This is a genomic window from Actinomycetospora sp., assembly GCF_055612215.1.
Genome location: NZ_JBVPVA010001153.1, coordinates 1 through 14,829 on the forward strand (window position 1 = coordinate 1; position 14,829 = coordinate 14,829).

14 protein-coding genes are annotated in these 14,829 nt (G+C 75.0%); 10 read left to right on the forward strand and 4 right to left on the reverse strand.

The genetic code is table 11. From position 1 onward, the window contains the following. A partial coding sequence (locus AC0CYZ_RS31040; RefSeq protein WP_472222011.1) for an aminotransferase-like domain-containing protein occupies positions 1-1,205 on the reverse strand: 1,205 nt, incomplete at its 3' end. Positions 1,206-1,221: 16 nt separating this feature from the next. On the opposite strand from AC0CYZ_RS31040, the gene AC0CYZ_RS31045 reads away from it, so the two are divergent. Beyond that, positions 1,222-1,896 (forward strand): pyridoxamine 5'-phosphate oxidase family protein, encoded by a 675-nt coding sequence (locus AC0CYZ_RS31045; protein WP_472222012.1) that lies wholly within the window; start codon positions 1,222-1,224, stop codon positions 1,894-1,896. A 26-nt stretch (positions 1,897-1,922) separates the two neighbouring features. Here the strand turns inward: AC0CYZ_RS31045 and AC0CYZ_RS31050 are convergent, their stop codons facing one another. The 3 genes from AC0CYZ_RS31050 to AC0CYZ_RS31060 form a co-directional block, all read right to left on the reverse strand. Continuing rightward, positions 1,923-2,360, reverse strand: coding sequence for an ATP-binding protein (locus AC0CYZ_RS31050; protein WP_472222014.1), 438 nt, complete (start codon positions 2,358-2,360; stop codon positions 1,923-1,925). A 74-nt stretch (positions 2,361-2,434) separates the two neighbouring features. After that, positions 2,435-3,433 (reverse strand): NAD(P)H-dependent glycerol-3-phosphate dehydrogenase, encoded by a 999-nt coding sequence (locus AC0CYZ_RS31055; protein ID WP_472222016.1) that lies wholly within the window; start codon positions 3,431-3,433, stop codon positions 2,435-2,437. Continuing rightward, positions 3,430-4,215 (reverse strand): lysophospholipid acyltransferase family protein, encoded by a 786-nt coding sequence (locus AC0CYZ_RS31060; RefSeq protein ID WP_472222018.1) that lies wholly within the window; start codon positions 4,213-4,215, stop codon positions 3,430-3,432. Before AC0CYZ_RS31060 ends, AC0CYZ_RS31055 begins: the two co-directional genes overlap by 4 nt. Positions 4,216-4,367: 152 nt before the next feature. Between AC0CYZ_RS31060 and cofC the strand changes: the two genes are divergently transcribed. From cofC to AC0CYZ_RS31105, 9 genes are all read left to right on the forward strand, one after another. Further along, the gene (gene cofC, locus AC0CYZ_RS31065) at positions 4,368-5,087 is read left to right on the forward strand and encodes a 2-phospho-L-lactate guanylyltransferase (RefSeq protein WP_472222020.1); all 720 of its coding nucleotides are present in this window, start codon (positions 4,368-4,370) and stop codon (positions 5,085-5,087) included. A 57-nt stretch (positions 5,088-5,144) separates the two neighbouring features. Continuing rightward, entirely contained in the window at positions 5,145-7,502 is a 2,358-nt protein-coding gene (locus AC0CYZ_RS31070; RefSeq protein ID WP_472222022.1) for an RNA degradosome polyphosphate kinase, read from the forward strand. Next, positions 7,499-8,458 (forward strand): NUDIX hydrolase, encoded by a 960-nt coding sequence (locus AC0CYZ_RS31075; RefSeq protein WP_472222023.1) that lies wholly within the window; start codon positions 7,499-7,501, stop codon positions 8,456-8,458. Before AC0CYZ_RS31070 ends, AC0CYZ_RS31075 begins: the two co-directional genes overlap by 4 nt. Positions 8,459-8,633: 175 nt before the next feature. Beyond that, a complete protein-coding gene (glxA, locus tag AC0CYZ_RS31080) occupies positions 8,634-10,562 on the forward strand; it encodes a radical copper oxidase GlxA (protein ID WP_472222025.1) in 1,929 nt (642 codons plus the stop codon). Positions 10,563-10,568: 6 nt separating this feature from the next. After that, positions 10,569-11,507, forward strand: coding sequence for an agmatinase (speB, locus tag AC0CYZ_RS31085; protein WP_472222026.1), 939 nt, complete (start codon positions 10,569-10,571; stop codon positions 11,505-11,507). A 24-nt stretch (positions 11,508-11,531) separates the two neighbouring features. After that, on the forward strand, positions 11,532-12,257 hold the full coding sequence (locus tag AC0CYZ_RS31090) for a nitrilase-related carbon-nitrogen hydrolase (RefSeq protein ID WP_472222028.1): 726 nt from the start codon (positions 11,532-11,534) through the stop codon (positions 12,255-12,257). A 26-nt stretch (positions 12,258-12,283) separates the two neighbouring features. After that, positions 12,284-13,933: a flavin monoamine oxidase family protein gene (locus AC0CYZ_RS31095; protein ID WP_472222034.1), complete on the forward strand. Its 1,650-nt coding sequence runs from the start codon at positions 12,284-12,286 to the stop codon at positions 13,931-13,933. A 48-nt stretch (positions 13,934-13,981) separates the two neighbouring features. Then, a complete protein-coding gene (locus AC0CYZ_RS31100) occupies positions 13,982-14,389 on the forward strand; it encodes a nuclear transport factor 2 family protein (RefSeq protein ID WP_472222030.1) in 408 nt (135 codons plus the stop codon). 99 nt (positions 14,390-14,488) lie between these two features. Then, positions 14,489-14,829: hypothetical protein (locus tag AC0CYZ_RS31105; RefSeq protein ID WP_472222032.1), on the forward strand; the 341-nt coding region annotated here is incomplete at its 3' end.

The window sequence follows — 14,829 nt, forward strand, 5'->3', positions numbered from 1 at the left end:
CGCGCCCCGAGCTCGCGTCGCAGCCGCGCGAGGTGCCGACCCAGCGCCCCGTCGCCGGCCCACGCCGCCAGCACCGCCTGCCCGGCGGGCGCCGGCCGGATCCCGGTCGCCCGGCGGGCGGCCAGCACGGCCTCGCGCAGCGGCGGCGGCGCCACCATCCAGCCGACGCCCAGGGTCGGCGACGCGATCTTGCTCGCGGTGCCGAGGTGCACGACGACGTCGGGCGCGAGCGCGGCGAGCACCGGCAGGGGGGCGACGTCGTAGCGCAGCTCGCCGTCGTAGTCGTCCTCGACCACGACGAACCCGTCCGCGCGGGCCCGCCGGGCGAGCTCCCCGCGCCGCGCCACCGGCAGCCGGCCGCCGAGGGGGTACTGGTGCGCCGGGCTGGCGTAGACCACGTCGAGTCCCGGCGGGACGGCGTCGACGACGAGCCCGTCGGCGTCCACCGCGAGCCCGACGACCTCGTGGCCGGCGGCCCGCACGACCCCGACCGCGCGGCGGTACCCGGGGTCCTCGATCCCGACGCGCAGCGACCGCCCGTGCGCCGCGCCCAGGACGGCCAGGAGCTCGCCGAAGCCCGCGGTCGTCCCGGCGGTGGCGAGGACCGCCTCGGGACCGGCGGTGATCCCGCGGTGGCGCAACAGGTGCTCGGCGACGGCGGCGCGGTAGGCGTCGGTGCCCGCGTGCTCCGGGCGTCCGGCCGGGTCGAGGTCGCCGGCGTGGCGCCAGGCCCGGCGCCACGCCGCGGTGTCGAGCACCTCGAGGCACGGCGCACCCGGCCGCAGGTCGGTCGACGACGGGGCTCCACTGCCACTGGGTGCAAGCGTCGACGCTCCGCTGGCATCAGGACGGGCACCAGGACGGGCAGCGGGACCGGGACCGGCGGCGACCGGAGGACCCGGGGGCGCCGCCGTCACCACCGTTCCCGACCCGTGCCGCGCACCCAGCCAGCCCTCGGCCACGAGCTGGTCGTAGGCCGCGCTCGTGACGGTGCGGCTCACGCCCAGCTCGCGCGCGAGCACCCGCGTCGCCGGGACCCGGTCCCCCGGGCGCAGCCGACCGTCGAGCGCGGCCCGGCGCAGCGCGTCGGCGAGCTGGACCGCGAGCGGGACGCCCGCCCCGCGGTCGAGGCCCACCACGACCGACGACACCGGACTCGCCACGAGTGGCCTCCTCGATCGACGCGGGAATGGCCCTCGCAGCATGCCACCGCGAGCACCGATGATCGATGGCGTGACCCTCTCCGCCACCCCACGCACCCAGCTCCGCCGCAAGCGGGAACGGCAGGCCGACGACCGCGCCCTCCTGCACGCCGTGCTCGACGAGGCCCTGGTCTGCCACCTCGGGCTCGTCGACGACGACGGCACCCCGCTGGTCCTCCCCACCATGCACGCGCGCCTCGGCGAGGTCGTGTACGTGCACGGCTCGACGGGCGCCGCGAGCCTGGCCGCCGACCGCGACGTGTGCCTGACCGTCACCCTGCTCGACGGGCTCGTGCTGGCCCGCAGCGTGTTCGCCCACTCCGCGAACTACCGCAGCGCGGTCGTCCGGGGCCGCGCCCGCCGGGTGACCGACCCCGACGAGCAGCTCGCCGCGCTCCGGGCCGTCGTCGAGCACCTGACGCCGGGCCAGTGGGACCACGCGCGGCGCCCCGACCGCCGGGAGGCCGCCGCGACCGCCGTCCTCGCCCTGTCCCTCGACGAGGCCAGCGTCAAGGTGCGTCAGGGCCCGCCGGGCGACCCGGAGACGGTCGAGGCGGGTGACCGGCGCTGGGCCGGCGTCGTGCCGGTCAGCACGGTGCTCGGCGCGCCGGAGACCTGTCCGGCCCTCCCCGACGACGTCGGCGTCCCCGGGCACGTCCGGGCCTGGGCCGACCGGAGCACGGCGGCCCGGTGATCGACGACGGTTCCTGACCGTCCAGCTCAGGCCGGGACGAGTGCCCGCACCCGAGCGGGCGCCACCCGCCGGCGCAGCTGCACGGTCGTCCCGCCGGACCCGGAGGTCACCGAGGCCCGGGCCAGCGTGTGCATCAGCCCCAGCCCGCGACCGCGCCAGCCGGGATCCTGCGGCCGGCGCCAGGCCCCGTCGTCGGAGATCGTGACGACGAGGTCGCGGCCGCCGACCCGCGGCGCCGACACCGCGGCCCGCAGCCGCATCTCGCCCCGGGCCACCGACGCGGCGTAGGCGTGGTCGACGACGTTGGCCAGCGCCTCGTAGACGGCGAGCGTGAGGTCGTCGACCGCGTCCGGGTCGGCGAGGTGGGCGAGCCACTCGTGGAACCCGCGCCGGATCGTGGAGGCCTCCGCGCGCGTCGCGGTGGCGCTCAGGGTCAGGGCTCCCGTCCGCTGCGGCACGTCCACGGGCCCGAGATTGCCTCGGCGACGGGGCCGCGAAACGCACTCCCCACCGGTCGTGCGCGCCACGGCGACGGAGCTCACTCGGGCTTGCGCTCCCGGTTGATCAGCTCGTCACCGACGTCGCGGGCCGACACGTCCCCGGCGCACACCCGGCGGACGGCGTCCACGATCGGCGTGTCGACCGCGTGGCGGCGGGCCAGCTCCCCGATCGCCTCGCAGGACTTGACGCCCTCGGCGACCTGGCCGTGGTTGGCCTCCTCGGCCTCGGCGACCGACATCCCGGCGCCGAGGGACGCGCCGAAGCGCCGGTTGCGCGACAGCGGGGAGGAGCACGTCGCGACGAGGTCGCCCATCCCCGCGAGGCCCGCGAGGGTGAGCGCCTGCCCGCCCAGCGCCACCGTCAGCCGGGAGATCTCGGCCAGTCCACGGGTGATCAGCGAGGCCGTGGTGTTGTCCCCGTAGCCCAGCCCCGCGGCCATCCCGCACGCCAGGGCGATGACGTTCTTGCACGCGCCGCCGAGCTCGCAGCCGATGACGTCGACGTTGGTGTAGGGCTTGAAGTAGCCGGTCGAGCAGGCGTGCTGCACCGCGACGGCCCGCTCGTGGTCGGAGCACGCGACGACGGTGGCCGTGGGCTGCTCGGCGGCGATCTCCCCCGCGAGGTTCGGACCGCTGACGACGGCGATGCGGCTCGGATCGACCGCGCCCGCGTCGGCGACGACCTCGCTCATCCGCTTGAGCGTGCCCATCTCGACGCCCTTGGCCAGGCTGACCACGGTCGCGTCGGACGGGAGGTGGGCGCGCCAGTCCTCGAGGTGGGACCGCAGCTTCTGGGCGGGGATCGCGAGGACGACGGCCGACACCCCGTCGAGGGCGGCCTCGGCGTCGTGGGTCGCCCGCAGCGCCTCGGGCAGGGCGACGTCGGGGAGGTACTCCGCGTTGACGTGGTCCTTCTCGATCGCGTCGGCGACCTCCTGGCGGCGCGCCCACAGGGTCACGTCCGTCCCCGCGTCCGCGAGCACCTTCGCGAACGTGGTGCCCCACGAGCCGGCACCCAGTACGGCGTAGCGGCTCATCCCACGGTCCCCGTGTCGGACGTCGGCGTTCCCGGGGCCGACTCGCCCCGGACCTCCTCGAGCAGCTCGCGCACGGCCGTCATCATCCGCGCGGTCGTCTCGCGCAACAGCGCCGCCCCGGGGCCCTTCTCCCCCACCCGCGCCCGCAGGTCGTCCAGCTCGATCGGAGCGCCGGCCCGCACCGTGACGCTCGCGCCGAACGGCGAGGGCCGGAACCGTCTGCGGTAGTGGTCGTAGACCGCGAGCGTGCCCCAGTGCACCGTCGGGATCACCGGCACCTCGCTCGCCAGGGCGAGCCGCGCGGCCCCGGACCGCGCCTCCATCGGCCAGCCGTCGGGGTCCCGCGTGATCGTGCCCTCGGGGTAGATGACCACGACGCCGTCGTCGGCGAACGCCCGCCGGGCCGCGTCGATGCTGGCCCCGGCGTCCCGCGAGCCGCGCGAGACGGGGATCTGGCGGCTCCCGGCCATGATCCGGCCGAACCCCGGCACCTTCCACAGCGAGTCCTTCGCGAGGAAGCGGGGGGTGCGGCGGGCCCGGTGGACGAACACCGCGGTGTAGACCGGGTCGAGGTAGGAGACGTGGTTGCAGACCAGCATCGCCGGCCCCTGCGCCGGGACGTGCTCGAGGCCGACCATCCGGCGCCGGGCGACCAGCAGGGTGATCGGGTAGAAGACCGCCGCCGACAGGGCCACCGCCGGCCCGCCCGGTTCCCTCCGCCGATGCCGCACCTCGGCGGGCATCCGCGCCGCCGTGCCCGCGGGGGCTCCGCGCTTCGCCACTGGACGTGTCCTCCTCGCCGCCGACCGTGCCGGCCCGAGCGCGCAGTCTCCCGTGGCCGTGATCGCCCGACAAGACGGAGCACCCGACGAGACGCCGGCGCGGGGCGACGCGGTACGGGCGCCGACGCCCCGGCGGGCGGACACTGGACGCCATGACCGTCGCGGTGGACCTCGTGGTCCCCCTCAAGGAGCTCCGGCGCGCGAAGTCACGGCTGGCCGGGGCCACGGTGGACGTCGTCCCCGCCCCGCAGCGGCCCGCGGCGCACGCCGGCCTCGCGCTGGCGCTCGCCGCCGACACCCTCGCCGCGGTGCTCGCCTCGGCGGTGCGCCGGGTCGCGGTCGTCACGTCCGACCCGCGCGCCGCGGCCCTGGTCCGTCCCGCCGGGCCCGACGACGGGTCCCAGCAGCGCGCCGTCGTCGTCGACGACCCGGGCACCGGGCTCAACGCCGCCGTGCGCGCGGGGGTCGAGCACCTGCGCGGGCTGGCCGACGGGAGCCCGGCGCCGGTCGCGGCCCTGCTCGGCGACCTGCCGGCGCTGCGCCCCGCCGAGCTCGACGAGGCCCTCGCCCGGGCGGTGGCGGTGCTCGCCGACGGCGCGCCCGCGGCCTTCGTCGCCGACCACACCGGCGAGGGGACGACGCTGCTCGTGCTCACCCGGCCGGGCCACGGCGGGCCCCACTTCGGCCCGCGGTCCGCCCCGGCGCACGCCGCCGCCGGCGCCGTCGCGCTGACCGGTGACTGGCCGGGCCTGCGCCACGACGTCGACGTCCCGGCCGACCTCGACCGGGTCCGCGCCCTCGGGGTCGGACCCGCCACCCGGGCCTGGCCCGAGGTCCCGGTCCCCGTCGCGCCGCTCGCGGGCTGCCGCTGAGGGAGTGGGCGAGGCGACGACCCGTCGCACTCGCCGGGCCGCCCGTCGCCCGGGACAATGCGCCGTGTGAGCGACTCGGAACCCGGTGGCGCGGACACGGCCCTGCACGACGCCGCCGACGGCCGGTCGGGCGCCCGGACGGCGACCGAGCCCGGCCCGCCGCCTCCCGCACCCCCGACCGGCGAGGGCCGCGAGGACGGCGGCGACGGGAGGGCGACCGACGGCCGCAGCACGGACGGCCGGGATGGCCGCGGACGCCTGCCGCTGGCGCCGGCGGCCGCGACCCCGTCGAGCGACGGCTCCGCGGACCTCCCGGAGGACCGCTACCTCAACCGCGAGCTGTCGTGGCTGGAGTTCAACGCCCGGGTGCTCGCACTCGCCGAGGACCCCAGCCAACCGCTGCTCGAGCGCGCCAAGTTCCTCGCGATCTTCGCCTCGAACCTCGACGAGTTCTACATGGTGCGCGTCGCGGGCCTGAAGCGGCGCGAGGAGACCGGGCTCTCGGTGCGCAGCGCCGACGGGCTCACGCCCCGGGAGCAGCTCGCCCGCATCGCCGCCCGGAACCAGGAGCTCGCCGAGAAGCACGCCCGGATCTGGCTCTCCGACGTCGGGCCCGCGCTCGAGGAGGCGGGGGTCCACGTCATCGGCTGGGACCGCGTCACCGCCGACGCCCGCGAGCGGCTCTCCGCGTGGTTCGACGCGCAGGTGTTCCCGGTCCTCACGCCACTGGCGGTCGACCCGGCGCACCCCTTCCCCTACATCTCGAACCAGTCGCTGAACCTCGCGGTCGCGGTGCGCGACCCGCAGACCGGCATCGAGCACTTCGCCCGCGTCAAGGTGCCGAACAACGTGCCCCGCCTCGTCCGGGTCGGCCCGGAGCCCGGCGGCGACGGCGAGGACTCCGCCGACGGGAGCAACCTCGACCGCCGCTGCTGGTTCCTGCCGATCGAGGACCTCATCGCCGAGCACCTCGACCGGCTCTTCGAGGGCATGGAGGTCGCCGAGCACCACGTGTTCCGCGTGACCCGCAACGCCGACCTCGACGTCGAGGAGGACCGGGACGAGGACCTGCTGCAGGCCCTCGAGCGCGAGCTCGCCCGGCGCCGCTTCGGCCCGCCAGTGCGTCTCGAGATCACCGACGAGATGAGCGAGCACATGCTCGAGCTGCTGCTCCGCGAGCTCGACGTCGACCCCCACGACGTCGTGCAGGTGCCCGGCCGGCTCGACCTCTCGGCCCTCATGGAGCTGATGGCGCTCGGGCGCCCGGAGCTCAAGGACCCGGTGTTCGTCCCGGCCACCCACCCGGCGTTCAGCGAGGGCGAGACCCCGAAGAGCGTCTTCGCGACCCTGCGCGAGGGCGACGTGATGGTGCACCACCCCTACGACTCGTTCTCCACGAGCGTGCACCGGTTCATCGAGCAGGCCGCGACCGACCCGAAGGTCCTCGCGATCAAGCAGACGCTCTACCGCACCTCGGGCGACTCGCCGATCGTCGAGGCGCTGATCGACGCCGCGGAGGCGGGCAAGCAGGTCGTCGCGGTCGTCGAGATCAAGGCCCGCTTCGACGAGCGCGCGAACATCAACTGGGCCCGCGCGCTGGAGCGGTCCGGGGTGCACGTCGTGTACGGCCTGGTCGGCCTCAAGACCCACGCCAAGGCGGCGCTGGTGGTGCGCCAGGAGGGGTCGACGATCCGGCGCTACTGCCACCTGGGCACCGGGAACTACAACCCGAAGACCGCCCGGCTCTACGAGGACATCGGCGTCTTCACCGCCGACGAGACCATCGGGGCCGACCTCACCGACCTGTTCAACGTCCTCACCGGCTACGCCCGCCGTCGCCGGTACCGCCGGCTGCTCGTCGCGCCCTACGGGGTGCGCCGCGGGGTGGTCGAGCGCATCGACGCCGAGCGGGAGCACGCACTGGCCGGGCGGACCTCGGGCATCCGGATCAAGGTGAACGGCCTGGTCGACGAGCAGGTCATCGACGCGCTCTACCGGGCCTCCCAGGCCGGGGTGCCGATCGACCTCATCGTGCGGGGCATCTGTGCGCTGCGCCCGGGCGTGCCGGGCCTCTCGGAGAACATCCGGGTGCGCTCGATCCTCGGGCGTTTCCTCGAGCACTCGAGGATCTTCCACTTCGTCGGGGCGGACGAGCACTGGATCGGCAGCGCCGACATGATGCACCGCAACCTCGACCGCCGCGTCGAGGCGCTGGTGCCGGTCACCGACCGGCGGCTGGTGGCCCAGCTCGACGGGATCCTCGACTCCGCGACGGCACCGTCGACCCGGTGCTGGAGCCTGGAGCCGGACGGGTCGTGGACGCCGTGGCCGGTGGCGGCCGGGGAGGGCACCGACGGGATGCAGGTCTGTGACCACCAGATCCAGCTGCTGGCGCGGCGGGAGGCCAAGGGGTGACCGAGATCGCCGTGGCCACCCCGACCGACGAGGACCTGCCCCCGAGCATCCACGCCGCCGGTGCCGTGCTCTGGCGTCCGACGTCGGCGGGGGCCGAGGTCGCCGTCGTGCACCGGCCGCACCACCAGGACTGGAGCCTGCCCAAGGGCAAGGTCGACCCGGGTGAGTCGCGCGCCCGCACCGCGGTGCGCGAGATCGCCGAGGAGACCGGCTTCGGCGCCGTCCTGGGGCGCCACCTCGCGACGGTCCGCTACCCGGTCGGGGAGGACCGCAAGGTCGTCGACTACTGGGAGGCTCGCGCCGGCGAGGGCACCTTCACCCCCAACGGCGAGACCGACGAGCTGCGGTGGTTGGCGCCGGAGCAGGCCGCGGGGTTGCTGTCCTACGACTCCGACCGCGACGTGCTCGACGCGTTCGCCCGCAGCCCGCGCCCCCTTCGCTCGCTGCTGCTGGTCCGGCACGCCAAGGCGGGCAAGCGCGGCTCATGGCCCGACGACGACGCCCGTCCCCTCGTCGACGCCGGGCGCGACCAGGCCCGCCGGGTCGCCGACCTGCTGACGGCGCACGGTGTCGACCGGCTCGTCGCGGCGCCGAAGGTCCGGTGTCGGGAGACCCTCGAACCCGCCTCGCACCGTCTCGGCGTCGGGATCGCCGCCGACCCGGCGTTCAGCGACGAGGCGGTCGCGCAGGACCCCGGCCGGGCCCGCGCCCGCCTGCTCGAGCTCGCCTCGGGCCCGACCACGGCGGTCTGCGCCCAGGGCGACGGCATCCCCGCCCTGGTGCGCGACCTCGCCGCCGACGGGTCCGGCGGGGTGCGCCCCGAGGTCCACAGCAACCGGCGGCTCGCCGACCCGCCGTCGCGCAAGGGCAGCGTCTGGTCGCTGTCCTTCCACGCCGCCGACGGGGGCGGGCTGCGGCTCGTCGCGGCCGACTACGTGCGGGATCCCGCGGTCTGAGCCCGCTCGGCGCGGGGAACGGTCCGGTCACGAGACGGTCACGAGCCCGCCGTCAGGGCGCGGGGGCCATTCGGTTAGCGTGCAGCACGGCCGTCCGCCGGGTCCGGCCCCTGCCCGCCCGCCTGCGCCGGGGCGGCTCCGGTCGAACCCGGGTCCCAGAACGTGGAGAGTGGGCTTGCGCGCGAAGACACGTCGTTACCGGCAGATCGCGCTCGTCGCCGTGGCCGCGGCCGTCCTCCTCGGGGTCAACGTGCCCCCGGCCTTCAACTACGTCCAGGACTGGCGGCACGAGCGGCTGATCAACAGCCCCGCGTACGAGGCGCAGTACGGCCACTGGGACACCATCGAGGTGCCCCCGGACAACCGCGTCAACGCGATCCACGCCGTCCTGATGAACGACGGCAAGGTCCTCCTCATCGCCGGGTCCGGCAACAAGGAGGACATGTTCGCCACCAAGGCGCTCAAGAGCATGGTCTACGACCCGGCGACCGGACAGTCGAAGATGATCCCGGTCCCCGACGACATGTTCTGCGGCGGGCAGACGGTGCTCCCCGACGGCCGGGTGCTGTTCGCGGGCGGCACGCAGCGCTACGAGAAGCTCGACGGCGCGGTGACCAACGCGGCCGGCGCGATGCGCATCAAGAACGAGAACCCGAACGCCCCGCGCTTCCTGCCCGCGGGCACCGAGTTCACCTCGCCGAGCGGCCAGAAGTACCGCTCGGACTTCGACACGACCGTGCCCCCGGCCGCCAAGACCGGCACGGGCCTGCGCACCAGGGTCACCGCGTCGGAGGAGAAGGTCTTCGTCGAGGCCGAGCAGGCCGGCCCGGCGGCGGTCAACGGCAACCGTGACAAGTACGCCATCGCCGGCCTCAACCCGCTCGAGGCGAAGAACCTCTACGGCCTCGGCGAGCCGATGACGCTGGACAAGCAGGACTACCAGGGCACGGACAAGGCCTACACGTTCGACCCGAAGACCGAGCAGTGGTCCGAGATCCCGAACATGAACCAGCCCCGCTGGTACCCCAGCCTGACGCCGATGTCGGACGGCAACGTCCTCACGGTGGCCGGGCTGGACGGCGTCGGGCAGGTGCTCAACGGCCAGTCCGAGATCTACAACTCGCGGACGAACACCTGGATCGACCGCAAGGACCTCACCCAGTACTTCCCGACGTATCCCGCGATCTTCGAGACCGCGACGCCGCACCAGATGGTCTACACCGGCTCCACCGCCGGCTACGGGCCCTCGGACAAGGGCCGCGTCCCCGGGTTCTGGAACATCGACAACAACCTGTTCACCCCGATCCCCGGCCTGCGTGACCCGGAGCTGATGGAGACCTCGGGGTCGGCGTTCATCGGTCCGGTGCAGGACCAGCGCCTGGCCGTGGTCGGTGGCGGCGGGGTCGGCGAGAGCCCGATCGCGACGAGCCGGATCGACTTCCTGGACCTCAAGGACCCGGCGCCGCACTTCACGCCGGGGCCGAACCTCGCCCAGCCGACCCGCTACCCGAACCTGGTGAACCTGCCCGACGACACCACGTTCATCACGAACGGGTCCTCGGACTACCGCGGCAAGGGCGCGACCAACAACCACCTCGCGTACATGCTGGACCCGTCGTCGAACCAGGTCTCGCCGATGGCGGACCCGCGGATCGGCCGGGACTACCACACCGAGGCGCTGCTGCTCCCCGACGGCCGGATCCTGGTGGCCGGCTCGGACCCCCTGTTCGACGACGAGAAGAACACGATCCCCGGCACCTTCGAGCAGCGGATCGAGATCTTCACGCCGCCGTACCTGGAGAAGGGGACGCCGCGCCCGACGATCACGTCGGCGCCCGCGTCCATGACCCGCGGCCAGCAGGTCGAGATCCCCACCCCGGACGCGAACCGGATCGCGAAGGCACGACTGATCCGGACCTCGTCGGCCACCCACGTGACCACCACCGACATGCGCGACGTCGCGCTGCCGATGCAGAAGACGCCGACCGGCGTGTCGGTGACGGTGCCGCAGGAGCCGACGATCGTGCCGCCCGGGCCGTACATGCTCTTTCTCGTCGACGACCAGGGCGTCCCGAGCGAGGCCAAGACGGTCGACGTACCGTAGGGCGCCGTGCCGATCGGGCCCGTCGACGGGCAGCAGGTCCCCCGCTACGCCGGGCCGCCGACGTTCGCCCGCCTGCCCCGCCTCGGCGAGGTCCCGCGGACGGACGTGGCGATCGTCGGGCTCCCGTTCGACTCGGGGGTCAGCTACCGGCCGGGCGCCCGCTTCGGCCCGGCGCACATCCGGGCGTCGTCGCGGTTGCTGCGGCCCTACCACCCGGCGGTGGAGGTGTCGCCGTTCGCGACGCTGCAGGTCGCCGACGCCGGCGACCTCGCCCTCAACCCGTTCGACATCCCGGAGGCCCTCGCGGCCTGCGAGGCCGGGATCCGCGACCTCGCGCAGGACGGCGCGACGGTGGTCGGGCTGGGCGGTGACCACACGCTCGCCCTGCCGGCGCTCCGGGCGGTGCACGCCCTGCACGGGCCGGTGGCGGTCCTGCACTTCGACGCGCACCTCGACACCTGGGACACCTACTTCGGGGCCCCCTACACCCACGGCACCCCGTTCCGCCGGGCGAGCGAGGAAGGGCTGATCGACCGGGAACGGTCGATGCACATCGGGATCCGCGGCCCGCTGTACTCGGCGACGGACCTCGACGACGACTCCCGGCTGGGGTTCGCCGTGGTGCGCGCCGACGACTACGAGACCGACGGCGTCGCCCGCGCCGTCGAGCGGATGCGCCGCCGGCTCGCGGGCGGGCCCGTCTACGTGTCGGTGGACATCGACGTCCTCGACCCCGCCGCCGCGCCCGGCACCGGCACGCCCGAGGCGGGCGGCCTGACGTCGCGCGAGCTTCTCGGGACGCTGCGGGGGCTGAGGGGCCTCGACGTCGTCGGGGTGGACGTCGTCGAGGTGGCGCCGGCCTACGACCACGCCGAGATCACCGGCATCGCCGCCGCGCACGTGGTCTACGACCTGCTCGCCGTGCTGGCGGCGAACCGGGGCTGACCCTCCCGGAGGAGGCTGGGCGGTATGCGGATCGCGGTGTGGCAGGCGCGGGGTCCCGACGCCGGGGCGGTGCGGCTCGGGGACGCCGCCGCGCGGGCCGCGGCGGCCGGCGCCGACGTCGTCGTGACCCCGGAGCTGTTCGCCACCGGCTACGGCCGGCCGTTCGGCCCCCCGGACCCGGGCCTCGTCGGGCGCTGGCAGGAGATCGCCGCGTCGTCGGGGATCGCCGTCGTCGCCTCGGAGCCGCACGCGGGCCACATCACCGCGGTCGTCGTCCGCGCGGACGGCTCGGTGGCCGGGCGGTACGTCAAGACCCACCTCTGGGCCGACGACGAGCGGGCGGCCTTCTCCCCCGGCGACGGGACCCCGCTGATCGTCGAGCTCGCGGGGCTCCGCTGCGGGATCGTCATCTGCTACGACGTGGAGTTCCCCGAGGTGGTCCGCGGCCTCGCCCTGGCCGGGGCGCAGGTGCTGCTCGTCCCGACGGCGCTCGACGACGAGACCGTCGCGCGGGTCCTGGTGCCCGCCCGGGCCATGGAGAACCGCGTGGCGATCGCGTACGCCAACCACGTCGGGCCCGGCTTCTGCGGGGCGTCGGTGATCGCCGGACCGGACGGCCGCGAGCTCGCTCGCGCGGGCACCGACGCGGAGGAGCTGCTGGTCGCGGACGTCACCGCCGAGGACCTGGCACGGGCCCGCGGGCTCGGCGACTACCTGGCCGACCGGCGTCCGGGGACCTACCGGTGGTGACCGTCGACGGGCCCGGCTCCCCGTCCATGCTGGTGCCCGACTTCCCCTTCGCCTACGACACCTACCTCGCCCACCCGGCGGGACTCGGCGCGGTCCCGGAGGCCGCCCGGGGCACCGAGGTCGCGGTCGTCGGCGCGGGCATGGCCGGGCTCGTCGCCGCCTATGAGTTGATGCGGCTCGGGCTCCGCCCGGTCGTCTACGAGGCGGGCGAGATCGGGGGCCGGCTGCGCTCGCAGGCCTTTCCCGGCACGGCCGGGACGGTCGCCGACCTCGGCGGCATGCGCTTCCCCGCGTCCGGCCGCGCGTTCGGGCACTACCTGCGCGTCCTCGACGTCCGGACCTCGCCCTTCCCCAACCCGCTCGCCCCGCAGACCCCGTCCACGGTCATCGAGATCGCGGGCCGCAAGCACTACGCGGAGCGTGCGGAGGACCTGCCGCCGGTCTTCGGCGAGGTCTCGCGGGCCTGGGCGACCGCCCTCGCCGACGGCGCCGAGCTCCCCGCCCTACGCGCGGCGATCGCCGCCCGCTCCCCCGGCGCGATCAAGCACATCTGGAACCGGCTGGTCCCCCGCCTCGACGAGGAGAGCTTCTCCGGCTTCCTCGCCCGGTCCGCGGCGTTCTCCCGGTTCGAGCACCGCGAGCTCTTCGGCCAGGTCGGCTTCGGCACCGGCGGGTGGGACACCGACTTCCCGAACTCGATGCTGGAGATCCTGCGCGTGGTCGCGACCGACGCCGACGACCAGCACGTCCGCATCCACGGCGGCGCCCAGTCGGTTCCGCTCGCGCTGTGGCGGCGGGCCCCGTCGTCGTTGGTGGGGTGGACGCGGGGCGCGTCGCTGGAGTCGCTGCACGGCGGGTCACCGCGGCCGGCGGTGCGGGCGCTCCGGCGGCTGGACGACGGGCGGATCGGGGTCCTCGACCGGTGGGGCACCGAGCGTCCGTACGCCGCGGTGATCTCGACGGTCCAGTCGTGGCTGCTCTCCGCGGGGATCGACACCGACGAGTCGCTGTTCTCCCACGAGCTCTGGATGGCCCTCGAGCGGTCGCACTACATGCAGAGCTCGAAGACGTTCGTGCTGGTCGACCGGCCGTTCTGGCGCGACCGCGACCCGGTCACCGGACGGCACGTCATGTCCACCACGCTCACCGACCGCATGACGCGCGGGACGTACCTGCTCGACGGCGGGGGCGGTCTCGAGGACGCCGACGCCGCCACCCGGCCCGCGGTCCTGTGCCTGTCCTACACCTGGAACGACGACGCCCTGAAATGGCTCGCGCTGCCCACCGACGAGCGGGTGCGGCTGATGCTGCACTCGCTCCGCCAGATCTATCCCGACCTCGACGTCGCCTCGCACATCCTCGGCGAGCCGATCACGATCTCCTGGGAACGCGAGCCGCACTTCATGGGCGCGTTCCGCGGCAACCTGCCCGGGCACTACCGCTACCAGCGGCGGATGTTCACGCACTTCGTGCAGGAGGCGTTCGCCCCGGAGCACCGCGGCATCTTCCTGGCCGGGGACGACATCTCGTTCACGCCGGGGTGGGCGGAGGGGGCGGTGCACACCGCGCTGAACGCGGTCTGGGGCGTGGTGCACCAGCTCGGCGGGTCCTCGGCGCCGGCGAACCCGGGGCCGGGCGACCGGTTCGCCGAACTGGCGCCGGTCGCGCTGGTGTGAGCGGGGAATGCGGTGGCCGTGCCCGGCCGGACGGGGTTGGCTACCGACGTGACGACGCCGGGTGACCCCGTGGACCGCCTCGCCCTGCACGAGCTCGTGGCCCGCCACGGTCACCTGGTCGACGTCGGCGACCTCGCGGGGCTCGCCGAGGTCTTCACGGCCGACGTCGTGTACGACGTCTCCGATCTCGGCGGAGGCCGGCTGGTCGGGCTGGCCTCGATCGAGGAGGCGGCGAGAGCCCTCGGCGACGGCAACCCGGTCGGGCACCACGTGACGAACGTCGTCGTGGACGAGCTGACCCCGGACACCGCGCGGGTGCTCTCCAAGGGCCTGGGGGTGACGACGGACGGCCGGGTCGGCAGCGTGGTCTACGAGGACGACGCCGTCCGCACCGATGAGGGGTGGCGGATCCGGCGGCGGGTGGTGCGTGGGCGCCGGCGGCCGCTCCAGCGCTGAGCGCCCGGACACATCGTGATCGAACCGCGACCTGGGATGGGTCGCTGTCCTCGGTCCTTGGGCCGGTGACTGTCGGACCCTCGAACTAGTGTTCGATCCATGGTGATGGCCGTGGGGTTCGGGTTCGGGCCCGACGACGAGGAACTCGTCGCCGAGGACGATGCCGCCGACCTCGGCCGGCCCGCCCCCGAGGACCTGGTCGACCCTGCGGCCGACGTGCTCCCGCCGGCGCAGCTGCTGGCCGCCGACCCCACCCAGCTGCCGGGGCAGTGGGTCGACCACGGCATGAGCACCTGGTTCGCCCACACCAACCGGACGACCCTGCAGCTGGCCCGCTGGATGCTCGAGACCAGCCGCGCCCGGGCCGGCACCCGCGACCGCGTGCACGACCGGCGCCGGGCCGGGAAGATCGTGGCGGCGTCCCTGGGCTGGTCGGAGTC